General features: G+C 41.8%; 22 protein-coding genes. 10 read left to right on the forward strand and 12 right to left on the reverse strand.

Annotation, left to right across the window (positions count from 1 at the left end):
* Positions 1-7 precede the first annotated feature (7 nt).
* The 8 genes from nqrE to LPA49_RS03380 all read right to left on the reverse strand — a co-directional run bounded on the left by nqrE (position 8) and on the right by LPA49_RS03380 (position 7,177).
* Positions 8-616 carry an NADH:ubiquinone reductase (Na(+)-transporting) subunit E gene (nqrE, locus tag LPA49_RS03345; protein WP_016708692.1) on the reverse strand — a complete coding sequence of 203 codons (609 nt, stop codon included), beginning with the start codon at positions 614-616 and terminating at the stop codon, positions 8-10.
* Positions 617-626: 10 nt separating this feature from the next.
* A complete protein-coding gene (locus LPA49_RS03350) occupies positions 627-1,259 on the reverse strand; it encodes an NADH:ubiquinone reductase (Na(+)-transporting) subunit D (protein ID WP_036966488.1) in 633 nt (210 codons plus the stop codon).
* Complete coding sequence (locus LPA49_RS03355; RefSeq protein WP_036966485.1) at positions 1,259-2,011, reverse strand: Na(+)-translocating NADH-quinone reductase subunit C; 753 nt, start codon at positions 2,009-2,011, stop codon at positions 1,259-1,261. Before LPA49_RS03355 ends, LPA49_RS03350 begins: the two co-directional genes overlap by 1 nt.
* The gene (locus tag LPA49_RS03360; protein ID WP_036966483.1) at positions 2,004-3,206 is read right to left on the reverse strand and encodes an NADH:ubiquinone reductase (Na(+)-transporting) subunit B; all 1,203 of its coding nucleotides are present in this window, start codon (positions 3,204-3,206) and stop codon (positions 2,004-2,006) included. Before LPA49_RS03360 ends, LPA49_RS03355 begins: the two co-directional genes overlap by 8 nt.
* 4 nt (positions 3,207-3,210) lie before the next feature.
* Entirely contained in the window at positions 3,211-4,554 is a 1,344-nt protein-coding gene (locus tag LPA49_RS03365; RefSeq protein ID WP_036969071.1) for a Na(+)-translocating NADH-quinone reductase subunit A, read from the reverse strand.
* A gap of 349 nt (positions 4,555-4,903) precedes the next feature.
* Positions 4,904-6,097: an enoyl-ACP reductase FabV gene (fabV, locus tag LPA49_RS03370; protein WP_118844574.1), complete on the reverse strand. Its 1,194-nt coding sequence runs from the start codon at positions 6,095-6,097 to the stop codon at positions 4,904-4,906.
* Between the two features lie 109 nt (positions 6,098-6,206).
* Positions 6,207-6,518 (reverse strand): BolA family transcriptional regulator, encoded by a 312-nt coding sequence (locus LPA49_RS03375; protein ID WP_074989043.1) that lies wholly within the window; start codon positions 6,516-6,518, stop codon positions 6,207-6,209.
* 71 nt (positions 6,519-6,589) lie between these two features.
* On the reverse strand, positions 6,590-7,177 hold the full coding sequence (locus LPA49_RS03380; RefSeq protein ID WP_180311044.1) for an alpha-ketoglutarate-dependent dioxygenase AlkB: 588 nt from the start codon (positions 7,175-7,177) through the stop codon (positions 6,590-6,592).
* A gap of 42 nt (positions 7,178-7,219) precedes the next feature.
* On the opposite strand from LPA49_RS03380, the gene LPA49_RS03385 reads away from it, so the two are divergent.
* The 4 genes from LPA49_RS03385 to LPA49_RS03400 are packed head-to-tail and all read left to right on the forward strand — an operon-like array spanning position 7,220 to position 10,958.
* Complete coding sequence (locus LPA49_RS03385) at positions 7,220-8,353, forward strand: methyltransferase (RefSeq protein ID WP_074989066.1); 1,134 nt, start codon at positions 7,220-7,222, stop codon at positions 8,351-8,353.
* Positions 8,354-8,366: 13 nt separating this feature from the next.
* Positions 8,367-8,918, forward strand: a complete 552-nt coding sequence (locus LPA49_RS03390) for a YajG family lipoprotein (RefSeq protein WP_036966471.1) — start codon at positions 8,367-8,369, stop codon at positions 8,916-8,918.
* A gap of 2 nt (positions 8,919-8,920) precedes the next feature.
* Positions 8,921-9,538 (forward strand): peptidylprolyl isomerase, encoded by a 618-nt coding sequence (locus tag LPA49_RS03395; protein ID WP_036966468.1) that lies wholly within the window; start codon positions 8,921-8,923, stop codon positions 9,536-9,538.
* 40 nt (positions 9,539-9,578) lie between these two features.
* Positions 9,579-10,958, forward strand: coding sequence for an MFS transporter (locus LPA49_RS03400; RefSeq protein WP_036966464.1), 1,380 nt, complete (start codon positions 9,579-9,581; stop codon positions 10,956-10,958).
* Positions 10,959-11,075: 117 nt separating this feature from the next.
* Here LPA49_RS03400 and LPA49_RS03405 read toward each other — a convergent pair whose 3' ends face one another.
* The 4 genes from LPA49_RS03405 to erpA form a co-directional block, all read right to left on the reverse strand.
* Positions 11,076-11,315 (reverse strand): helix-turn-helix transcriptional regulator, encoded by a 240-nt coding sequence (locus LPA49_RS03405; RefSeq protein WP_036966461.1) that lies wholly within the window; start codon positions 11,313-11,315, stop codon positions 11,076-11,078.
* A gap of 503 nt (positions 11,316-11,818) precedes the next feature.
* Positions 11,819-14,893, reverse strand: a complete 3,075-nt coding sequence (locus LPA49_RS03410; RefSeq protein WP_180311045.1) for an efflux RND transporter permease subunit — start codon at positions 14,891-14,893, stop codon at positions 11,819-11,821.
* Positions 14,894-14,895: 2 nt separating this feature from the next.
* Positions 14,896-15,993, reverse strand: a complete 1,098-nt coding sequence (locus tag LPA49_RS03415; protein ID WP_036966455.1) for an efflux RND transporter periplasmic adaptor subunit — start codon at positions 15,991-15,993, stop codon at positions 14,896-14,898.
* A 103-nt stretch (positions 15,994-16,096) separates the two neighbouring features.
* The gene (erpA, locus tag LPA49_RS03420; RefSeq protein WP_036966451.1) at positions 16,097-16,435 is read right to left on the reverse strand and encodes an iron-sulfur cluster insertion protein ErpA; all 339 of its coding nucleotides are present in this window, start codon (positions 16,433-16,435) and stop codon (positions 16,097-16,099) included.
* Positions 16,436-16,614: 179 nt separating this feature from the next.
* On the opposite strand from erpA, the gene LPA49_RS03425 reads away from it, so the two are divergent.
* The 6 genes from LPA49_RS03425 to hemL all read left to right on the forward strand — a co-directional run bounded on the left by LPA49_RS03425 (position 16,615) and on the right by hemL (position 25,113).
* Positions 16,615-18,987 carry a diguanylate cyclase gene (locus tag LPA49_RS03425; RefSeq protein WP_083633686.1) on the forward strand — a complete coding sequence of 791 codons (2,373 nt, stop codon included), beginning with the start codon at positions 16,615-16,617 and terminating at the stop codon, positions 18,985-18,987.
* A gap of 205 nt (positions 18,988-19,192) precedes the next feature.
* Positions 19,193-20,422, forward strand: coding sequence for a transporter substrate-binding domain-containing protein (locus LPA49_RS03430; protein WP_230235571.1), 1,230 nt, complete (start codon positions 19,193-19,195; stop codon positions 20,420-20,422).
* Between the two features lie 79 nt (positions 20,423-20,501).
* Positions 20,502-22,184 carry a chloride channel protein gene (locus LPA49_RS03435; protein WP_036966445.1) on the forward strand — a complete coding sequence of 561 codons (1,683 nt, stop codon included), beginning with the start codon at positions 20,502-20,504 and terminating at the stop codon, positions 22,182-22,184.
* Positions 22,185-22,204: 20 nt separating this feature from the next.
* Positions 22,205-22,639 carry a CopD family protein gene (locus LPA49_RS03440; RefSeq protein WP_036966443.1) on the forward strand — a complete coding sequence of 145 codons (435 nt, stop codon included), beginning with the start codon at positions 22,205-22,207 and terminating at the stop codon, positions 22,637-22,639.
* A 104-nt stretch (positions 22,640-22,743) separates the two neighbouring features.
* Entirely contained in the window at positions 22,744-23,760 is a 1,017-nt protein-coding gene (locus LPA49_RS03445; RefSeq protein ID WP_036966441.1) for an aspartate carbamoyltransferase, read from the forward strand.
* Positions 23,761-23,832: 72 nt separating this feature from the next.
* Positions 23,833-25,113 (forward strand): glutamate-1-semialdehyde 2,1-aminomutase, encoded by a 1,281-nt coding sequence (hemL, locus tag LPA49_RS03450; RefSeq protein WP_075594428.1) that lies wholly within the window; start codon positions 23,833-23,835, stop codon positions 25,111-25,113.
* The last annotated feature ends 187 nt before the right edge of the window (positions 25,114-25,300 follow it).

Consider the following 25,300-nt stretch of genomic DNA (forward strand, 5'->3'; position numbering starts at 1 on the left):
CGCTACCTTAAAGTGAAATACCAGAGAATGACATAAAGCCAAGACCCATAAGACCAACAGTGATGAAGGTAATACCTAAACCACGTAAGCCATCAGGAACGTCTGAGTACTTCATTTTTTCACGGATACCAGCAAGTAATGTAATTGCTAGTGCCCAGCCCACACCTGAACCGATACCATAAACAACAGACTCGCCGAAGTTATAGTTACGCTCAACCATGAAAGATACCGCACCGAAGATCGCACAGTTAACTGTGATCAAAGGTAAGAAGATACCTAACGCGTTGTATAGTGCAGGGAAGAACTTATCTAATGCCATTTCAAGAATTTGTACAAGTGCTGCAATAACACCGATAAATGTCAAGAAACGTAAGAAGCTAAGGTCTGCTTCTGGGTAGCCAAGCCACTCTAATGCACCCGGTGCAAGAACAGCGTGGTAAACCAAGTTATTTACTGGTACTGAAATACCCAATACCACGATAACTGCCACACCTAGGCCGATTGATGTGGTTACTTTCTTTGATACTGCAAGGAAAGTACACATACCTAGGAAGAAGGCTAAAGCTAAGTTTTCAATGAAAACCGCTTTTACAAATAAACTAATATAATGTTCCACTGCTCGCCCCTTACGCTTTTGCTTCTACTTGGTCTTTCTTAACGGTACGAAGTACCCAAATGAATAAACCAATAATGAAGAATGCACTCGGTGGTAAAATCAATAGACCCATTGGTTGATACCAGCCACCATTTTGTACAAGTGGGATAATATCAACACCGAATAGTGAACCTTTACCGAATAACTCACGGATGAAACCAACCGTTAATAGCACGACTGAGTAGCCTAAACCATTACCGATACCGTCTAAGAAAGACATCAGTGGTGGTGATTTCATTGCGTATGCTTCCGCACGACCCATTACGATACAGTTAGTAATGATTAGACCAACGAATACAGATAGCTCTTTTGCAGTTGCGTAAGAGAATGCCTGTAAAACTTGGTCAACAACGATTACCAGTGACGCAATGATCGTCATTTGCACGATAATACGTACAGATGATGGGATCTGGTTACGAATACATGAGATAAAGAAGCTAGAAAACGCAGTTACAAGTGTCAATGCGATTGACATGATTAGTGCATTTTTTAAGCTTGATGTAACCGCTAGCGCAGAACAAATACCAAGTACTTGAAGTGCGATTGGGTTATTTGCGAATACCGGGCCAAATAGGACCGACTTCATTTCTTTAGTATCAGCCATTATTTCAACGCTCCTTCACGTACTTTCGCAAGGAATGGACCAAAGCCATGCTCGCCAGTCCAGAAGTCAACTGTATGATCAACACCGTTTGACGTTAACGTTGCACCTGAAAGACCATCGATTTGATGTTCATTGCTCGCACCGCTCTTCATGATATTGATTGGTAACTCTTTACCTTGCCATTTAGCAGTCCATTGTGGGTTTTGAATCTCACCACCAAGACCAGGCGTTTCATTGTGCTTGAAGAAATTGATGTTCTTAACAGTTTCACCATCGCTCTCAAGCGCTAAGAAGCCATACATTACACCCCAAAGGCCGTAACCTTGGATAGGAAGAATGATTGCATCTGTAGAACCATCTGCTTTTTTCGAGATATAAACAGGTGAATTTTTCGTCATACGCTGGATACCCGCGATGTCTTTAATTCCTTCTGCTTTCAACGCAAAGCTACGCGCTTGGTCGAATTTAGATTTCTCGAAATCAAATGAGTTAGGATCAACACCTTCAACAAACTCACCTGTGCTCATATCTACTACGCGTGCTTCAATTTTTGAGTTGAAGGTATCTGAAACAGTACCCGAAACTTCAATGTCTGCAGCCGCTAAGATATTACGCTGAATATCTTGTGTTTTGTTAGCTTGCTGTAAAGGACGAAGCTGAACTGAAGCAAACGATACGATGATTGCACACACTAAACATAGTGCAACAACAACGGTTAGCGTTTTGCCGATTGATTCGTTATTACTAGACATTACGTGCCAACCTCCGCTTGATATTAGCTTGCACTACAAAGTGATCGAATAATGGCGCAAATAAGTTAGCAAATAAGATTGCTAGCATCATACCTTCTGGGAATGCCGGGTTAACAACACGGATCATTACAACCATAAAGCCGATTAACGCACCGTAAGCGAACTTACCTTTGTCTGTGAATGATGCAGATACTGGGTCTGTTGCCATGAAGAACATACCAAATGCAAAACCACCCAATACTAAGTGCCAGTGCCAAGGCATAGCAAATACAGCGTTCGTTTCAGAACCAACCGTGTTTAGTAAGAATGACGTTGCAACCATACCTAGGAAAACACCTAGCACGATACGCCATGACGCGATACGCACATAAATCAGGAATAAACCACCGATTAATAGTGCAAGTGTTGATGTTTCACCAACAGAACCTTGAATGAAACCGTAGAATGCATTCCACCATAGTTCCATGTTGCTGTAATCAAGTGAGCCAACAACTGCCTGACCTAGCATAGTTGCACCAGAGAATGAATCTACTGCTGTCCATACTGTGTCACCTGAAATTTGTGCAGGGTATGCGAAGAATAAGAACGCACGACCAGCAAGCGCAGGGTTTAGGAAGTTACGGCCTGTACCACCAAAGATCTCTTTAGCGATTACAACACCAAACGTAATACCTAGCGCAACTTGCCATAGTGGAATCGTTGCAGGCAGGATTAGTGCAAATAATACAGACGTTACGAAGAAACCTTCATTTACTTCGTGCTTACGCACTGAAGCAAATAATACTTCCCAGAAACCACCGACAATAAATGTTGTCGCGTAGATTGGTAGGAAGAAGCAGGCACCGTAAAACATTTTCGCGCCCCAACCTGATTCAGCAGATAATTCACCGCCAAACAATTGGAACAGACCAACTTGCCATGAGTTTGCTAGTTCAAAACCTTGTGCAAGCGCACCTGCGGCCTGATGACCGATGTTGAACATACCAAAGAACATAGCAGGGAACGTCGCCATCCACACTAAAATCATCATACGTTTTAGGTCGATGTTATCGCGAACGTGTGTTTTGCCTTTATTTACGTAACCAGGCGTGTAAAAAATAGTCGCTGCAGCTTCGTAAAGCGCATACCATTTTTCGTGTTTACCACCCGGTTCAAAATGCGGCTCAATATCTTCTAGAAATTTCTTTAAACCCATCTCTCTAGCCTTCCTTCTCGATCGTAGTCAAGCAATCGCGTAGGATTGAACCGTACTCGTATTTACCTGGACAAACGAAGGTACATAACGCTAAATCTTCTTCATCAAGCTCTAGAGCACCTAACGTTATAGCACTATCAAGATCACGTGCGATTAAGTCACGTAGTAATAATGTAGGTAAGATGTCTAAAGGCATAACACGCTCATAGCTACCAATTGGAACCATGGCACGCTTAGAACCACCTGTCGAAGTCGTCATGTTGAATAGACGGCTTGGCGTTAGGTGAGATAAGAAGGTACGTGTTACTGAGAACTTGTCAGAACCTGGCGCAATCCAACCAAACAATTCTTTTTCGCGACCTTCAAGTAATACAGATACTTGAACATGGTAACGACCTAAGAACGCATGTGGACCTTGTGAAATAGAACCTGATAAAACAGAACCAGAAATAACACGGTTATCACCGTCTTCTAATTCACCAGCGACTAAATCATCTAAAGAAGCACCTAACTGAGTTTTCACTAAGCGTGGGTTTTTAACACGAGGACCTGCAAGCGAAACAACACGATCTGTGAAGATTTCACCTGTTAGGAATAAATTACCAAAGGCAATAACGTCTTGGTAACCTAAGTGCCAAACCTGCTTGCTAGCAGAAACTGGGTCTAAGTGATGAATGTGTGTACCCACTAGGCCTGCCGGGTGTTTGCCACCAAACTCATGTACTTCTACTTGAGGGATTGATGAACTAGGCACTTGGCTACCAGCGTGTTTACAAACAAATACTTTGCCGTCAGTTAAACGAGATACCACCGCTAAACCCGCTTCAAATGCTGCAGAATTCTCAGCAATAATAACTGCAGGATCTGCAGCTAACGGGTTAGTGTCGATAGCCGTTACAAAAATAGAGCTAGGATTTGCATCCAACGCAGCTATTCTGCTGAATGGGCGAGCACGAAGTGCTGTCCATTGGCCTGACTGAACAAGTACTTCTTTCACTTTTTCACGGTCTAAGCTCGAAAGCTCGTCGGCCTTGAAAGAGTCAAAGGTGATTTGCTCACTGCCATTAACTTCAATAACAACAGATTGCAGCACACGTTTAGCACCACGATTAATTTCTTTAACTACCCCAGAAGCTGGTGCAGTAAATAATACGCCTGGGTTCTTTTTGTCTTCAAAAAGTACCTGGCCTTTTTTGACTTGGTCATCCACGCGGACATGCATGGTTGGACGCATACCAATATATTCTTCACCTAGCACAGCTACACGTTTGACGGCAGAGCCATCATGAATAACTTGCTGAGGTGCGCCCTCTATCGGTAAATCCAGACCTTTTTTTATGTTGATCATACGCACTTGCATTACATTAACGGAAAGAAACTGAAAAATCGTACCAACTACGTCGCTCTTTGATATGCTCAAGTCAAATTCTTAGTATCTAAGAACAGCTTGTTTAACACACCAAACAAGCAACGCAGTAAACTCCTCACATATATTGCCCGAATTTTAACATCAATCAGGGTGACTATGCGAGAGCAAATATTAAATTTATACGACTGATGTGATTATTTAGACTACAAAATCCATTTGAATAAAATTCAATATAGACCAAAGTGCTATTGATGCCGTTTTATTTTAGAGAAAAAACAAAAAAGTCGCTTAAAAAAGCGACTTTTATAAATTTAACGTTTTTTATCGATTAATCGATCAACTGAGAAATTTCAACAACAGGATTCACATCTTGCTCGTAATCAACGCTGTCGATACCAAAACCGAATAAACGTAAAAACTCATTATGGTAACCCACGTAATCGGTTAATTCGTCAATCGTTTCTGTATCAACGGTATCCCAAACATGTTGTACGCGCGCTTGCACATCGTCTTCCAATTCTTTGTAGTTTTGGAATAAATGACCACCGTCATCAAAACGAGGTGTGGCGCCATAAAGGTTTTCAGTAAATAGCGCGTGAATTTGCTCAATGGTGCCTTCGTACGTACCGTCTGCTTTCATTACTTTAAATAATGCAGAGATATAAAGTGGCATAATTGGAATTGCCGAGCTTGCCTGCGTTACCACAGCATTTAAAGAAGACACATACGCTTCGCCATTTAAGTCTTTTGTTGACTCTTTAATCGCTTGCGTTGCACGGTCAAGGTCTTCTTTTGCTTTACCAATTGTCGCATGACCGTAAATTGGCCACGTTAACTCTTTACCAATATAGGTATACGCTGTTGTTTTGAAGTTATCAGCAAGTACATCGGCTTCTTTTAATGCATCAATCCACATTTCCCAATCTTCACCGCCCATTACTTTAATTGTATTGTCGATGTCTTCTTGGCTTGCCGCTTCAACCGTTACTTCATCAATCACACGCTTAGACGTATTTAAGTTTTTAGTCGTGATATCTGAACCGATTGGCTTTAATGTAGACGAATATGTCTCACCCGTATTTGGGTCTGTACGACGTGGTGACGCTAAGCTGTAGATAACTAAATCAACTTTACCTAAGTCTGCTTTGATAGTCTCAATTGCTTTTTGCTTGATTTCATTTGAAAACGCATCGCCATTGATGTTTTTAGACCACAGACCAGCTTCTTCCGCAGCGGCTTGAAATGCAGCGGTGTTGTACCAGCCAGCAGACCCTGTTTTACGTTCTGCCCCTTCTTTTTCGAAGAAGATACCTAAGGTGTTTGCGCCGCCACCAAATGCAGCCGTAATACGTGATGCTAGGCCGTAACCTGTTGACGCACCAATGACTAATACATTTTTAGGTGCATTGCTTAGTGGTCCTTGCGCTTTCACATAATTAATTTGTTCTTGTACGTGCTCAGCACACCCTACTGGATGCGCGTTAGTGCAGATAAATCCACGAATTTTAGGCTTAATGACCATTGATCATCCTATATCTATCACAATAAAAATTAGCGCTAGTTTAAAGGCTAATAGTAAAAATACAGGTCTGATCAGTCATATAAAATATATAACTGATCACACCATCCAATTAATCAAACTTAGAACCGCCCATACACGCAGGTGATTCAGGCGCTTGCCCTTGATGTTGTGCAAATTCATCAGGCGTAAACGTGTGTATCGCTAAAGCATGAATATGATTAGCAAGCTCATCTTTTAATAACTCATTTATTTGACGATGACGGGCTAGTAAGCGCTTACCTGCGAACTCTTCACTCACTACAATCACTTTAAAATGTGAATCAGTGCCGCGACTATGCATATGACTTTCATTAACAACATTCAGGTGCTTGCACTGAATACCCGCGGCGAGCTTTTGCTCAATTTGTTGTTGCATTGACATCTGTCATAAACCTTTTAGCAAAATAATTGAGCGTTACTATATCAAGGGGATGGTTCATTTTTCCAATGATTTTACATTATTGATCTAAAGGTCAGGTTAATTCGAGGGTGCTTAAGCTTTTGCTGCTTAGGTAAACTATGCAGATAATCCCGTTGGCTTGTGCCATTCATTATTAAGCAACTGCCACTTTGTAGCACGATACTCTGTTGCTCATTGGTGTGTTTATGTTTTATTTTGAACACACGCTCAGCCCCCAGCGAAATAGACGCAATCGTCGGTTGCTTGCCAAGTTCGGGTTCATCATCACTGTGCCACCCCATACAGTCGTGGCCATCTCGATACAAATTAACCAATAAAGCATTAAAAGGTATCTGTAACTGCGCCGTTAAACGTTTTCGCATGGCATCCAGCACATCAGGCCAAGGTTCAACAATCAATGTTGATCCTGAGTAAGCGTAATTAACGTTTTCATCAGCAATAAAACATTGCAAGCGTGGGATAACATGACGTTTGCCATACACCGTAATTTCGGGCTGTTGCCAATGTAGGTTTTGCTCTAAGTAATAAAATAAGTCGAGGCTTTTTTGGGCACTAAGAGCTTGGGCCTGATAAGAAAAGCCATTTGGTAGATGATTAGGGTTGGCGTTTGGCTGTTGCATGTTAGAATTTACCTATACTTAAATACTTATCGTAAAAACATGATGACCACCCAAGCACAGCTCGGTGATAGCACCTATACCCTTGAACGTTTTCCTTTAGATCAAAAAAATCGTAGCCTCCAGGCCTGGGACTCTGCTGATGAGTACCTAATTGATTATGTACATGAACACCATTCACACGCAAATTCTGTCCTTATTCTCAATGACAGCTTTGGGGCATTGGCATGTGCATTTAACCAGTTAACCGTTTATTCAGTTAATGATTCGTATATTGCCCATCAGGCCACCCTTTATAATTTAAACGCCAATGAGTTAAAAGCGGATTCGTTAACGCGCTTAAACTCACTTGAGAGTTTACCAAACCACGTTGATTTAGTGATCTTAAAAGTGCCACGAAATTTAGGCTATTTGCAACATCAATTAGCAGCGATTAGTGCAGCATTACCTGCTGGTATTGATGTAATAGCCGCGGGAAAAACTAAAGAGATTCATAACTCGACAATTAAAGCGTTTAGCCAGTTTATCGGTGAAACAACAACCAGCTTAGCCGTAAAAAAATCACGCTTAGTCATAAGTAAAACAAGTGGATTAGATAAACACGCTGCATTTCCGGTTAGCTGGCCACTGGAGGGCAGCGAATTTGAAATTCAAAATCACGCAAATGTTTTCTCGCGCGATTCATTAGATATCGGCGCCCGCTTTTTCTTTAACTATTTACCACAAACCAGTAAAGCGCGCAGTATCATCGATTTAGGTTGTGGCAATGGTGTGGTGGGTTTAATGGCTTTAAAACGTTGCCCTAAAGCACAGCTTACGTTTGTTGATGAATCGTATATGGCGGTTGAGTCAGCACGACTCAATGTTGAAACTAATTTACCCGAACAACTAGCACACTGTGAGTTCGTGCAAAACGACTGCTTAACCGATTTTGCAGCGAATAGTGTTGACCTGGTGTTATGCAACCCACCTTTTCATCAGGCGCAAGCTGTCACAGACCACATTGCTTGGCAGATGTTTAAACAAGCTAAACAGACGCTTAAACCTGGCGGCGAGTTAAGAATAATTGGTAATCGTCATTTAGACTATCATGAAAAATTAAAGCGTATGTTCGGCAACTGTAAGTTATTAGGTTCTAATAAAAAGTTTGTCGTGCTTAGTGCGATTAAAAATAATTAATGGAGCAATATAAATGAGAAAAATACTTCCTTTATGTGCGGTGCTTTTGCTGGCTGCGTGCAGCAATCAACCAAATCAGTTAATTTTAAACCCCGTATATCAAAGCGGTAAAATCACTCAAATTAATAGTAATGTGAGCACCAGTGTCATTGATTTACGTGGTGACAATGTGACATTAAAAATTATCGAATCAGATAAAACCAAAACGCTTGCAAGTCCAGGTATTACCGACTCTGTTAAAAGTGCACTTGATAGCGCGTTGAGCCGCAATGGTGTCAGTATTTCTAATCTTGCCACCACGCGTTTCGAAATTGATATCCATAAATTACAAGCAGTGGTCACTGAAAAAATGATGACTCACACCAGCGCCGCAAGCATCGAGTTTGGTGTGCGAGTTATCAGAAACGACAGTAGCTTCAGTAAAGTCTACCATGGCAATGCGAACCTTGAAGGCCCTCTAAGCCATGACCGAGCCAAAATTGAGAGTCAGCTGAATAAGTTGACTGAACAATTAATTACCCGCATTGTATCTGACCCAGAATTAATCGCCTATTTAGAAGGTTAACTATGAAGCGCATTTTATTACTTAGTTTTATTTTATTATTTGCTCACAGTTCATTCGCGGCAACTGAAGGTAAATTTATTCAAAAAGACAACATGTTTCCACGGGTCGAAATAGTGACCACGTTGGGAAGTATTGTTGTTGAAATGGATCGCTCTCGCGCCCCTATAACGGTCAATAACTTCTTAACTTATGTGGCCGACGGCAGCTATCAAGGAAGCGTGTTTCATCGCGTTGAACGTGATGAAGATAATGAACGCGACTTTGTAATTCAAGGGGGAGGTTACGATAAAGACTACGACGGTCTGCACGAAAACGACCCTATCTTCAACGAGAGCGGTAACGGTCTAAAAAATGACATGTACAGTATCGCCATGGCCTATCAAGACCGCAAACCGCACTCAGGTACACGTCAATTCTTCTTTAACATGGATGACAACGATCACTTAAATCCGGGCCGTGATTGGGGATTTGCTGTGTTTGGTATGGTTATGGATGGTTATGAGACCTTAGACAAGATCATGCGTGTTGAAACTGCATTCAATGAAAAAATAGGTTACAGCTTTGTGCCTAAAACCCCTGTCGTTATTTTAAATGTAAAAGTACTCGAAGCTAATCAATAATAATTAGGGGGCTTGGCGCCCCCACAAACACGGCAACACTATGACAAAAACCCTTTCAATTTCAGAGTACTTTTCGTACTTCAAAGACAAACGTCTGATCAATATTTTTATCTTCGGCATTAGCAGTGGCTTTCCTTGGGTACTAATTGGCTCGGTGATGTCAGCATGGCTGAAAGATGAAGGGTTAAGCCGCAGCATGATTGGCTTATTTGGCATTGTGTTTGGTGCATACAGTATTAACTTTTTATGGTCTCCGTTGGTCGACCGCGTAAAGTTGCCAGTATTATTTAAATGGCTTGGCCAGCGTCGCAGCTGGATTTTGCTTTGTCAGTCAGTGATTTTTATAGGCACTTTTTCACTGGCAGGACTAGATATCAAAGCGAACCTTTGGTTTGCAGCTGCACTGTGTTTAGTTATCGCCATTGCCTCTGCCACTCAAGATATAGCCATTGATGCGTTTCGTATTGATACCTTAAGCGAGAATGAAAGCCATAAAGCGACCGCAGCCGCCGCTATGGCGACATCAGGTTGGTGGAGTGGCTACGCACTGTTAGGTGCCCTGCCCTTTTATATGGCAGATATTCCATCCATTGACTGGCCCCAAGTTTATTTTTTCTTATCCGTTGTCATGCTGCTATTAATGAGCAGTGTTTTTTGGGCAAAAGAGCCTGAATCAAACCGTGAAGTTGTCCAAGCTGAACTTGAGCACACCTACCAGCAAAAACTCGCTGGGGGACAGCAAACGCGATTTGCCAAAGTACTTGCATGGTTAGCGGTAACCGTTTTTGATCCATTTAGAACCTTCTTTGCACGCAACGGGGTAAAAACCGCGCTCGCGCTACTAGCGTTTATCTTCTTATTTAAAATAGGGGAAGCATTTTTAGGGCGCATGTCTATCGTGTTTTACAAAGAGATTGGCTTTAGCAATAGCGACATCGCTACCTTCTCAAAAGTGGGTACCGCTTTTCTTACTATCGCTTTTACTTTCGTGGGTAGTCTATTCAATCAGCGCTACGGCATTGTAAAAGGCTTATTTATCAGTGGTATTGCAATGGCTGCTTCTAACCTAGCCTTTGCGTGGATTGCCGTGGCAGGCCCTAAATTAAGCCTATACGCGTTTGCTATTATTGTTGATGGCTTTACACAAGCTTGGTCACTCGTTGCCATGGTGGCGTTTATATCAATGCTCTGTGACCGAGCCTTCAGTGCAACGCACTACGCCTTGCTTGCCTCATTAGGAAATTTAGGCCGAACTCTACTCTCAAGCTACAGTGGTGTGGTGATTGATGACTGGTTATCAGGGAATTGGGCACTGTTTTTTGTGCTTACTGCCGTTATGGTTATTCCGTCGCTGGTATTTTTATTCTTAATACGCCACAAACTTTATGCATTAGAAAGCAACTATCATAAGAGCAATTAACAAAATAAGAACGTATGTGATTAAATGTAACCTGTATTTAGAGGGGTCTTAAATAGTGCATCCATGCACTATTTGCATTACCACGCACGCTAAGGGCTGCCTGCGTGTAATGAATAATTAAGCTTCTTTAAGTAAGTTAAGACCTTCGTATGGGTCCACTTCTAGCGCATCACAATAGCGCATAAATTCGATTACATCTAAACGACGTTCTTGGTTTTCAATTTTACCAATGAACGAATGCGGCGTACCTAAAACCTGTGCTAGGCTGCGCATTGTATGGCCTTTCTCATGGCGTTTAGTTTTTAACCATTTTGTTAATTTTGAGTTTTCTTCAGAAGAAACTGTTTTACCCATCATAAAATACATCTCCTACTAGATGATTCAAGTTAATAAATTTAGAGCGAAATTTTGCCCGTCTCACTCTTGGATACATTATATACTAATAACTTTTTCTGTGAACGGTTAATTATACAAATGTCCACTTTTTAGGTATAGACCGTTTTTGTTAACAAGTCTAAGTTTAAGCTAAAATTAAAGCACAAGCTCTATTATTAGTTGCTTAACTGTACCAAAAAATCGTTCAATTGGAACCTTGTAAAATTGAAAATATAACTTTAAAAATTGCATACTTATGCTTAAAGTGTATGTAAATACTGAAAAAGGCTAGGAAATGTTTCGTATATTATTTTTGTTGCCAATTGTACTCTGTGTAGCGTGGTACCTTTTTTTAAAACAAAATCGTGTACCAATTAAGCAAGGCAAAAAAGGGTTCGTCTATATTTTGATCATATCTGGAGTGGTTTTAGGCTTTTTCTTACTAATGATTAAAGTGACCCAACACTAGGGTCACTTTCTATTAACTAGCGCGCGCGATCTCGTAGCATAAGCAAGCAGGGTGTTAACACCAGCGTTAAAACTGTTGCAAATGTTAACCCGCCCGCTACGGCCGTTGCTAATTGCACCCACCACTGCGTAGAAGGTGCCCCAAAGTCGATTTGGCGATTAAATAAGTCAATGTTGACCTGTAGCACCATCGGCATTAAGCCAAGAATTGTCGTAACGGTAGTAAGCAGTACGGGCCGTAAACGCTGTGCCCCTGTTCTGAGGATTGCATCTTTTGCAGCCAAGCCCTGCTGACGCAACACGTTATAAGTGTCAATCAGCACAATATTATTATTAACGACAATCCCTGCCAGTGAAATTACACCAATACCCGACATAACAATACCAAAGGGCTGTTGAAGTACAATTAAACCTAAGAATACACCAACAGTTGAGAATAACACGGCACTTAAAATTAAAAATGCCTGATAGAAACTATTGAACTGAGTAACTAAAATAATCCCCATCACGAACAAAGCAACTACAAATGCTTGCTCAAGAAAAAGCTCTGACTCATCTTGATCTTCAGTTTCACCCCGCACTTTAATTTTTACTCGCGGGTCGAGACCTTGCTCTTCTAATTGCGCCTGTAAGCGTGGCAGCGCTTTGGCAAGCTGCTCACCTGGCTTCATGTCGGCATTAACGGTAACTACTCGCTGTGAATCAACTCGGCGAATTGTATCAACTTTAGGAGCGGCTTGGCGCTCAACAAAATGACTAATCGGCACTTGTCCGTGTATGGTTTTGACACGTAACGTTTCTAAGCGGCCTAAATCTCGTTTATCGTGAGGAAAACGAACTCGAATATCAATTTCATCATCGACATCATCTGGTCGGTACTCGCCGAGCTTCAAACCATTTGTAATAAGCTGCACATTCGCACCTAACATACTTGCATCGGCACCAAAACGCGCTGCATCTGAGCGATTGAGCTCAAGCTGCCACTCAATCCCCGGCTTAGACGCTGTATCGTCTACATTACGAAACGCCCCGTCATCTTCAATCGCTTGCCGTACTCTTTTTGCCTCGCTATTTAATACGTCTACAAACTTTGAACTTAGCTCAATACTCAGTGCTTTGCCGCCACCGGGCCCGTTTTCATCCTTGCGTAGTTCAATTTCAACACCCGCGAAACCGGCTGTTATTTCCGTTACTTGGCTAATAATATTCTCGGCTGGCGGTCGTTCATCCCACTCTTTAAGATTCATTCTGAACGTCCCCACCTGATCTTTGCCCCCAGTCCTTGCATACAAGGTTTTTATACCTGGGACTTCTAAGATCCTTGATTCTATCTCTTTCATGATCACATCTTTTTCATAAATAGATAAATCGCTGTACGAACGCACCTTAATATTGACGCCATTAGGTTCAACATCGGGGAAAAACTCAACCCCTAATTTTGATACGGCAAAAGTAAAAAACACCAAAACAGAGAATATAATCGCAGCAGTTAAGCTCCACCACGGTCGCTGCGTAGCAAAGTCAAGCATTCGGATATAACGCCCAAGCACCCCTTTTATTTGCGTTAAATCGCCCGACTCAGCCAGTGCCAAGTCAAGTTTTTGCTGTGCAGATAATGGCCTCGTTTTACCAATTAAGCCGCCAATTGTAGGAACAAATACAAGGGCCATTAACAGTGATGCCGATAACGTAGCAATTAATGTAATTGGTAAGTATTTCATAAACTCGCCCATCATTCCCGGCCAGAAAATCAATGGCGCAAATGCAGCTAAGGTTGTGGCTGTTGACGCGATAATAGGCCAAGCCATTCGCTCGGCTGCATGACGGTAGGCTATTTTGCGAGGTTTTCCTTCACTCATTTCCCGATCAGCAAACTCACTAACCACAATCGCACCATCAACCAGCATCCCCACGGCCATAATAAGTGCAAATAGCACCACAATATTTACCGTTAAGCCAAACATGGAGATGACCAAAATCCCGGTGAGGAATGAACCGGGGATAGCAATGCCAACTAAAAAAGCGGTACGAGCACCTAGTACAGCCACAATAACAATCACCACCAGCAAAACGGCCGAAAGCACGTTGTTTTGCAAATCTGACAGCATCATTTTAACGTCTTTCGACATATCACCGGTGTAGTCCACACGAACATGCTCAGGCCAACGCTTTTGAGCTTCATTAACCACATGTTTAACCTGCTCAACGGTATCAATAATATTTTCACCTGCGCGCTTTTTAACTTCTAACGAAACAGCCTGTTGACCATTAATCCGCGCTATTGAGGTTGGGTCTTTATAGGCTCTGCGAATTTTTGCGACATCCATAAAGCGCACAACGCGGTCACCCACGACTTTGACAGGTTGCTCCATTACATCTTGAATCGTTTCGAAAACCGACGGTATTTTTACCGCAAAACGACCTTTGCCTGTATCGAGGGTTCCTGCTGCGACCAAACGGTTATTATTCGACAGCAGTTGAATGATATCGCTTGGTTCTAGCCCATATGAAATCATGGCTAATGGGTCAACTTCAATTTCAACCATGTCTTCTCGGTCACCACCGACATCGACCTCAAGGACACTAGAAATACTTTCAAGCTCATCTTTAAGGTTTCGCGCTAATGTGAGTAACCCTCGCTCTGGCGAATTACCTGACAACGTTAAAGTAATGGTTGGTTGCTGATCTTCCATCAGTATTTCATGTACTTCTGGCTCTTCTGATTCAGAGGGTAACTTCGCTTTTGCCAAACTCACTTTATCGCGTACATCTGCCAACGCTTCTTTAGGGTCCATACCGGCAAGAAACTCAAGTGTGACCGAAGCATGGCCTTCGCTTGCTACGGCTGTCATCTCTTTAACCCCTTCGATTGAGCGGAGCTCTATCTCCATAGGCCTTACAAGCAGGCGCTCGGCATCTTCTGGCGAAATGCCATCATGAATAATCGAAACATATATAAAAGGAATGGTGACATCTGGATTGGCTTCTTTTGGAATGGTTTGATAAGTCACCCATCCCGATATCAACAATAGAATAAAAATAGATAATACCGTGCGGGTATGAGTTAACGACGCCTCAATTAAGTTTTTCATACTTACTTGCTCGCTACCTCAGCAAATACAGGCTCAACTTTATCTCCTGCTCTGACAAAGCCCTGCCCTAAAGTTATCACATTTGCTTGCTCACCTAGGCCCCACAACCACACACCTTCTTCGGTAGTTTTTGCTAAATTTACCGATTTAAATTCTACCCTATTATCATCATTGACTATTTTTACCCCGATATTGCCTTGCTCATCCAATGCCATAAAAGCAGGGCTTAAAAGCATGGCAGGTTCTGCGGGTAACTCGATATTTAATTGTGTCGAAAACCCGGCTTTGTAGTGCATACCTGGGTTCGCAAATGCAGCCTCCACTCTGAATGTATTTGTGCTTTCATCTGCGACGGAGGCGATGTAACGAATTTTTCCTGGGTAGGTTTTATCATTAAGAACATGGGCAAACGTGGCTTGACCAACCTGTAAACCTTGAATTTCTTTTTGTGTCGCATCGGCTCTCACTATCAGAGGGTCTAGGTCAACCAATTGCAGAATTGGGTCACCAATGCCAACATAATCACCGATTTGTACTAAGCGTTTGTTGATCACACCATCAAATGCCGCTCGAATATCTGTGCGCTGATACATCAGCTCTAAACTCGCAAGCGCCGCTTTAGCTTGTTGCAATAATGCTTGAGCACGCATCGTTTGTACTTTATTTTGCAGCCCTTGCTGATTCAGTTTTAATGCGCCTTCATATTCAGTTTCATATTGAGCAACCAGCGCTTTGGCCGAGGTTATTTGAGCTTTTAAATCTGATTTATCAAGCCGTAAGATAATCTCATTTTGTTTTACAAACTGCCCCTCTTCAACCAAAATTTCAGTTACTTGGCCTGCTTGTCTGGCACTAATATTGGCGGTTTTATCTGGCTCTGATTTACCATAAAAAGTAAGGTTTTTATTTATATTTTGTGCGGTTAACCGCACCACCTGTACTTTGGCAATTCGGTCTGAATTTGTAACTTGGTGATTATTTTCATCATCGACTTCCGGTGACTCAGTCATGCCAGAAAGCATCCAAAGTACAATCACAAGTACAATAAAAATAGCTAAAATATAAGGTTTCTTTTCGAGTGCTGTTCTTAGATTTAGCAACGCAAAATTCCTTCTAATGATGCGTAAGTATAGTTAGGCTGGGATAATTAGGAAGTGTAAGCAATAAAAAAGCCACATCAAGTGGCTTTTTTCAAATTATTTTTTAAACGCTGAAGCTAGCGCCGCAACCGCAGGTTGTTGTTGCGTTGGGGTTGTTGACAAAAAAGCGTGCTCCTTCAAGGCCTTCAGTGTAATCCACTGTGCCATCGACAAGGTATTGAATACTCATTGGATCAACAACTAAGGTCACCCCGTTTTTTACAATTTCTAAATCGCCAGGGTTGGCTTTTTCATCAAAAGTAAAACCATATTGGAAACCTGAACAACCACCACCTGTTACATAAACACGTAATTTTAGATCTGGATTCTCTTCTTCTTCGATTAACTGTTTAACACGAACAGCTGCTGCATCGCTGAACTTTATTGGCAACTCATCCGACATACCAAAACCCTCAAAACCTATGATATGACGATTATCTAATACCCGAGTGTTTTAATCAAGTATCGCCACAAAGTCATCATATTTTACGAGACCGAATTGGCCAACCCATTAGCATTGAGCTAATGTTTATTTGTACTACTTTTGAATTAAGCAAAATTTAACGATGAGGGATCATCATAGTGATAGATCATTTAAGGCTCCATTTTATTAATGCCAATATAGATAGCGCACCGGTTATCCCCGCAAGCTATGATGGTTTATTGGTTTTTGCCTCGATAATTACTGCGGTGTTCGCATCGTATGTGTCTTTTTTACTATCTAGTCGCATTAAAAGCTCACACTTAAAAAACGAAAGCTTAATATGGACAATACTGGCTTCCTGCTTTTTAGGGATTGGCATTTGGGGCATGCACTTTGTTGGTATGCTGGCTTATACCCTCCCCATTGCCATTGAATACAACACCACCATTACTTTACTCTCGGTACTACCCAGTGTATTTGCAAGCTACATTGTATTGTCACCGGCACTTAGCCACGGTCGAAGACTCATATTCAGAAGTATTTTAATGGGGGCTGGGATCGGCTGTATGCATTTTGTTGGCATGATGGCCATGATGATGCCAGCTCATATGGCTTATGAGCCTTGGTTATTCTCTTTGTCTATTTTGGTTGCCATTGTTCTTTCGGGTATTGCGTTAAAAATTAACGATTTGAGACAATCTCGAGGCATTCATCACACCCGCATTAATCTGCTTGGCGCAATTATAATGGGCAGTGCTATATCGGGCATGCATTATATTGGTATGATTTCGATGTCTGTATTTGAAACAGAGCACACCGTATATATAAACACACACGACAACTCCACCCTTGCACAACTTGTGATGACTGTTTTATTGGCGCTGAGCCTTCTTGTGCTGGGGATTGTTGAATTAAGAGCCCGAAGTTTATTATCCGCCAAACTCAAAGCCGTGCTTAACACTGTTCAAGATGTCGTTATAAGCTTTAATAGCACGGGAATTATAGAATTTGCGAATCCAGCCGTGTTACCTGTATTTGGCTACCGGTCCGATGATTTAATTGGTAAACATATTCACCTTCTTATCCCTGAAAAATCAGCTGAACTCAGCGATATATTTAACGGCTCTCAACTTAACATACCAAACGCAAAAAAAAGTAAAAGTCGACTGTTAAAAGGACAAAGAGCAAATAAACAGTTGTTTCCCATCACACTCACAATCAGCTCGATAGGCAAACAAGAAAAAGGCCCCTATGTCGCCACGATTAAAGATTTAAGTGACATCCAAAATCAGGAAGCATTCACACAAACCATTTTTGATAACTTGCCCATCATGCTGTTTGTAAAAGAAGCTGAGCATTTAAGTTTTAGCCATGTAAATAAAGCTGGCGAAGAACTGCTTGGCAGACGTAAAGAGCAATTAATAGGTCTGAATGATTTTGATATTTTTAGTAATGACGAAGCTGCAAACTTTGCCCAAACAGACCGAGACGTGCTTAATAAAGACGGAATAATCACATTAGATGAAAAGCCAGTAACGGTTGACGGTAAAACACATTACTTACGTACTCGTAAACTGGCTATTAAAGACAGTAATGGAAAAGCACGATATTTACTCGATGTATCAGAAGACGTGACAGAGCTAAAACAAGCCAAAACAGAACTTGAAAACTTGCATCAACGCATGTCGATGGCTGCCGATGCAGCGCACATTGGTATTTGGGAGTGGAACTTTGAAACCAACGAATTAATTTGGGATGACTGGATGCATACCCTGTTCGAAATACCCAAGTCACAGTTTAAAGGCGATTACGCAACATGGGCTAATACTCTGCACCCTGATGAATATGAGCGAGTTACCAATAAACTCAAGATTGCTCTATTAAACAACGAAGAGTTTCATGCTGAATTTCAAATAGTATTACCCTCTGGGCAAACTCGTTACCTAAATGCCGATGGACGTATTTATGGCAACCGTATGATTGGGGTTAACTTTGACATTACTAAACGGGTAATGGCAGAGAAGAAAATAAGGCAGTTAGCACAAACAGATCATTTAACAGGCCTTGCTAATCGAAATGCACTCAGTAAGTTCATAAAACACGAATTTGATCGCAGTGAACGCACCGGGGCAAAGGTGGGATGTTTATACTTTGACTTAGATAAGTTTAAACCTATTAATGATACCCACGGCCATTTAATGGGTGACTTTGTTCTTGTTGAAGTAGCCAAACGATTACAAGATACGGCTCGTAAAACAGATTGTGTCGCGCGTATTGGTGGCGATGAGTTTGTTGTTGTCATAACCGATATCGAAAACCTTAGCCAAGTGAAACGGGCACTTACACGGTTTATCAATGCTATTTCGGCTCCTATCGCCTCTGAAGTTGGCTATTTAAATATTGCCACGAGCGTTGGCTATGCCATCTATCCTGATGATGCTAAATCACTTGATGAACTACTTCATAAAGCCGATGAGCGCATGTATAAACAAAAACGCAGTAGCCATGAAAGCATACCCCAGTACAAATGAATAATTAAAAAGATAAAATGTCTGCAACGTGTTTTTTTGCGTATACTTATTAAACGATTAATAAAAAATATTTTCCATGCGCGCACCCTATTTATCCGTCATTCTATTTCTGCTTTGCATATTTCATGCTGCTTTCACGAGCGCTAATGAGCAACAAACATGGAAAATAATCTCGTTAGAATGGCCGCCTTATGCGAGCAGTAAAATGGCCAATGGCGGAGATGCAATCGCCTTATTAAGAGACTCACTTGCCGCAGAAGGGATAGCGCTAAGCGTGGAATATTTACCGTGGCAAGATGCACTAAAAAAAGCAGAGCAACCGGGGTATCTAGGTTACTATCCCGCGTGGCTTTCTGAGATACAAGCAGGGTTTATTGCTTCATCCCCCATTTTAACTTCACAACTTGCTGTGATGACCAGCCAAAGTAGCGTGCAACACTATGAAAGCATTGAGCAACTATTTAGTAAAAGTAAAGTGGGTATCGTTGGTGCTTATATTTACCCTGATGAAGTTGAAAAGGTCATTCAAGCTTACGAAAGCAGTATTATTCGCGCCGCAAATGATGAAGAGCTTGTTCACTTACTTCAGACAAACCAAATAAACTTTGCCATTGCAGCCCCTGAAGTATTCAACTACTTTGCCACGCAGAAAAATGTGTCTAAACCCCATATTGTTAGCCAGTTTGTCGATTCCCCTTTAGTGATAGGCATTCGTAATGCGCCTGAAAACCGCGAAAAAGCCACGCGTTTACAATCGTTATTTAGCATCAATAACCTCGAAACGATGGTCTACACAAAACCAAAAAAGCTGCTATTAACCTATATAGACATACCGAGTATCTCACCGTTTAATGAGTTCATTAGCCAAATATATGATGACATTGGCATTAAAACCCAAATACAAGCAACGCCTGCACGAAGAGGGCTTTTGTTGCTCAACGCGGGGATCATTGATGCAGACGTTGTCAGAGCTAAAAGTATTATTAAAGAGTTTGAAAATGTCGTTGTCGTAGAGCCAAGTCTCAGCGTGATAAACATTGTATTATTATGCCGACAAGCGTTACCTTGCAGTCGAGAAATATTGTACGATCCTAGCAAGAATATTATCAGCACCACTGGCAATACTGAGCTTTTAAGTGAGTTTGATATTAAAGCGCGTATTACGCACAACGAAGCGCTCAATCACAGCCTTGATTTATTAAGAAAAAAACGAATAAATTATATTCTGTATCCCGCACTTGAAAATGAACTAGCCTCTTTAAAAAAAGAATTTCACGTAATCGTATTACGTCAGTTAGCAGTCAATACCGTGATAAATAAAAAACACGCAGCGCTGATACCTGAACTATCAAAAGCAATTAAAGCACGGCTACCCGAATTAAAAAGGCAACTAGACAAAGACAACATAAAACAGTCAAATTTACCCAAAAACTAGATAAATTTATAAAATCCCAACGACTTAGCGAGTTTGATTTGCTAAACTTCAGGCTCAAAAGTGCTGTGAGGAAGAATGCATGTGGCTTGAAAGGCTAAGGCGTCGATTAGCAAAGCCTAAAACATCTGTGCAATTGTGCTTACTTGGTGTAAGTGCGGGACTAATTGCGGCAGTGTTGATCATATTATTTCGCCTCACGATCATGTTTTTCCAAAGCTTATTTTTAGAAAAACCTGACGACTTTACGACTCTTCCCACACTTGAACGTGTATTACTCCCTGTCGGCGCTGCCTTATTAATTGCTTTATTTGCCGCATTAACGGGTTTTAAACACTACCGTTTAGGGATCCCCTTTGTAATTCACCGAATCAAAAAGCATTATGGCCAAATGCCACTGTACAACACCGTTAACCAATTTGTTGGTGGAGCGTTGGCGTTAATTAGTGGTTTTTCAGTGGGTCGTGAAGGTCCTTCTGTCCACATGGGAGCAACGGGTGCAAGTTTGCTTGCCGATAAATTGCATTTACCCCACAATGCCATGAGAACCCTGACTGGCTGCGGTGTTGCAGCGGGTATCGCAGCCTCATTCAATACCCCACTTGCTGCGGTAATCTTTGTAATGGAAGTCGTACTTAGGGAATACAAAGTACACATATTTGTGCCAATTATGCTTGCCGCGGTGACAGGCGCACTCGCCACCCAATTTGTGTTTGGTGATGCATCTGAACTGGCGCTTATTACCATGAACCCACTCAGTGGCTGGCATTACCCATTTTTAATCTTATTTGGTATGGCGCTGGGAGCAGTTGCGTATGCGTTTAATCAAAACTTAATGTTGATCATTCGCACTTTTAAACCATTAAGCATGTTTCCACGTTTATTACTTGCAGGGTTAATTGCAGGTTTAATTGCCTACATGGTGCCGCATGCGATGGGCTCTGGTATGAGTGCAATTACCATTGCCATTGAATCACCCGATGATGTGCAGTTTTTGACGACCATTTTAATTGCCAAGCTATTAGCAACTTTATTTGCTATTGGCTTGGGGATACCCGGCGGTATTATTGGCCCCGTGATTGGATTAGGCGTACTTATGGGCACGTTAATGGCATTTTTTGCGCAGTTTATTAGCCCAGGGGTTGATATTGCAGGTACTTACAGCATGCTTGGAATGGCAGGCTTACTTGCGGCCACCTTACATGCGCCGCTTGCCGCACTTACAACCGTGATGGAGCTAACTTCAAGTCCTGAGATTATTGTGCCTGCCATGCTCGTTATCTCAACAGCGTATGTTACCGCGCTGCAATTCTTTGGTAACCGCTCTATCTTTATGCAACAACTGGATTTCCAAGGACTTGAATATCAAATTTCGCCAGCAACCGAGGCGTTGCAAAAAGTGGGTGTGATGGAAGAAATGGATGAGCATTTCAAACTGCTATACAGCGATGATAAAGAACAAATAAAAGCATCTCTCGATGCCATTGACAGTCAAACACCATTAATTGTTCACGATGACGAAAATGGCTATCGCCTAGCAGAATATGACTTGAGCTTGATGTCAGATCAAAACAGTAATATTAAATATGTCAGTCTCGCAGGTTTAAGTAGCCAAGCCACACTCGCGGATGCCTTTGACTTGCTTAAAGATAAACGAAGCGGTGCGGTGTATATATATAACTTACTTGATAATCAGCAAATTATGGGGCTTTTGCGTTGGGACCAAATTAGACATATTCTGACCATACGCAATAGCCTGTTATAACAATTAAAATGGATCAATAAATGAGTGCGCTATTAATTTACAAAACGTTTCATGTATTTTTTATGATTGCTTGGTTCGCTGGTATTTTCTACTTACCACGATTATTTGTTTACCACGCCATGAGCGAAGAAAAAGCCTGTAACTCAATGTTAAAAGTAATGGAGCGACGCTTACTGTTATTCGTTACCCCTTTTGCGGTATTAACACTGGTTTTTGGGGTACTGACAATTGTTGAATATGGCCGTGAATGGTTCAAATACAGCATGTGGCTTCACTATAAGTTAGTGCTCGTTATTATCTTATATATCTACCATGCCTACTGTTTTAAGTTATTGGCTGATTTTAAGCATGATCGCAACACACGTAGCGATCGTTTTTATCGCATTTTTAATGAAATTCCGGTGCTGATTCTATTGGCGATTGTCGCATTAGCAATTATTAAACCTAGCTTATAATTTGCTGCTGTGTACGCTAAAAATTTGCTATAGTACGGCGCAAATTTATGCGACCTCCCATCAGAGTGTCAGCGCCTTTATAAATGTGATTAGGAACAAGCCCCATGTTAAGTTTCCAAGGTGAAAATATCCTGTCGGTCAATCAACTTGATCGCGATTGTATTGAACGTATTTTTGCAGTTGCTAAGAAAATGGAGCCCTATGCTAAAAAGCAAAAGCGCACCAATGTGTTAGAAGGCGCTATATTAGCTAATTTATTCTTCGAGCCAAGCACGCGAACACGTGTCAGCTTTGGCACCGCCTTTAATCTACTCGGTGGTTTAGTGCGTGAAACTACGGGCATGCAAAGCTCAGCGTTAGCCAAAGGTGAATCACTGTACGACACAGCACGTGTTATTTCAGCTTATGCTGATGCCGTTGCAATGCGTCACCCAGATGCAGGCTCGGTAGCCGAGTTTGCAACAGGCTGTGATGTACCTGTCATTAACGGCGGTGACGGTCCTAATGAACACCCCACTCAAGCACTACTCGATTTATTAACTATCGAACGTGAACTGGGGCGTTTTAATCAACCAATAGACGGTATGCACATTGCCCTTGTTGGTGATTTAAAATATGGCCGTACTGTTCACTCGTTATCTAAATTACTGTGCCACTATAAAGACATTAAATTTTCAATGGTCGCGCCTGACGGCTTACAAATGCCAGACTATGTTTTAGATGCTGTTGATAATGCGGGTCATAAAATTCAACTGGTTGACAAAATGGAAGGCAACCTTGCGGCAGATATTGTTTATCAAACCCGCATCCAAGAAGAACGCTTTCCTTCGCAAGAAGAAGCAAACAAATACCGTGGTGGTTTCCGTATCAGCCAAGCAATTTACAACACACACTGTAAGCCAAATTCAGTACTGATGCACCCACTCCCACGTGACAGCCGTTTAGAAGCAAACGAGCTTGATAACGATTTAAACAGCAACGATAACCTTGCAATTTTCCGCCAAGTTCAAAACGGCGTATTAATTCGCATGGCCTTGTTTGCTCTGACCTTAGATGTTGCTGACAAAGTTGAGCAATATGAAGTCAACGTACCGTGGTTTAGCCGTAAACGTAACAGCTAATAATCTACGTTTAGGGCTCGCTTGAGCCCTTGCAAACCTCTCATTTAACGTGACAACCAAATAGGACTATTCATGACAATTAGCCAAGATCTTTTTAATCGCGCGCAAGAATCAATCCCAGGCGGTGTTAACTCACCCGTTCGTGCATTTAATGGCGTAGGCGGCACCCCTCTTTTTATCACCAAAGCCGAAGGTCCGTTTACGTTCGACGCCGATGGTAACCGCTACATTGACTATGTCGGTTCTTGGGGCCCAATGATCATGGGGCATAATCACCCAGCTATTAAACAGGCAGTACTCGAGGCAGTTGAAAATGGCTTAAGCTATGGTGCCCCCACTGAAGCCGAAATTTTAATGGCCGAAAAAGTAAAAGAGCTTGTTCCATCAATCGAAAAAGTACGTATGGTGAGCTCAGGCACTGAAGCAACAATGAGTGCGATTCGCCTTGCTCGTGGCTTCACTGGCCGTGACAAAATATTAAAGTTTGAAGGCTGTTACCACGGTCACGCTGATTCACTGCTTGTTAAAGCAGGTTCAGGTGCATTGACTATGGGCGTGCCTAACTCACCGGGCATTCCAGAGGATTTTGCTAAACACACATTAACGGTGTCGTTTAATAACTTAGACGAAGTAAAAGCCATTTTTGCCAAATACGCCGACGAGATTGCCTGTATCATCGTTGAACCAGTTGCTGGCAACATGAACTGTATCCCACCAGTACCAGGCTTTTTAGAAGGTCTACGTGAGGTGTGTGATGAGTACAAGTCAGTGCTTATTTTTGATGAAGTGATGACAGGTTTCCGTGTTGCTTTAGGGGGCGCACAAGCATATTACAACATCAAACCAGACCTTACTTGCCTTGGTAAAGTTATTGGTGGCGGTATGCCAGTGGGTGCTTTTGGCGGTAAAAAAGAAATCATGGATTATATCGCGCCCGTTGGTCCGGTTTACCAAGCAGGTACTTTATCAGGTAACCCAATAGCCATGGCTGCCGGCTTAAAATCGCTTGAGCTATTAAGTGTTGATGGTTTACATGATGAACTTGAAGCTAAGAGCAAAGCGTTATGTGACGGCTTTGAAGCAGCAGCGAAAAAAGCAGGCATTCCCCTAACAACCAATTATGCTGGCGGCATGTATGGTTTCTTCTTTACTGATAAAGAGAAAGTAACCAGCTACCAACAAGCAACAGAGTGTGATTTAGAGCGCTTTAAAAAGTTCTTCCACTTAATGCTTGATGAAGGCGTATACCTAGCACCTTCTGCATTTGAGGCAGGCTTTGTATGTGCAGAGCATTCTGAAAAAGAAATTGCAGACACCATTGCAGCAGCAGAGCGAGCTTTCGCTAAATTATAATATCTGAACAGACCACCTTATTTAAGGTGGTCTTAATCCTAATAGTAACTTCATCTCTTTTGTCACATCATGATCCGCTTAATAATCAGATAAGCAATACAAAAAAATCAGATAAAAACACATTATAAATTACAAATAAAACATATTTTATACATAAAAACCTTCTCCTTCCCGATTGTTATCTTTA

It is taken from the genome of Pseudoalteromonas sp. MB41 (genome assembly GCF_020966275.1).
Classification (GTDB): Bacteria; Pseudomonadota; Gammaproteobacteria; order Enterobacterales; family Alteromonadaceae; genus Pseudoalteromonas; species Pseudoalteromonas lipolytica.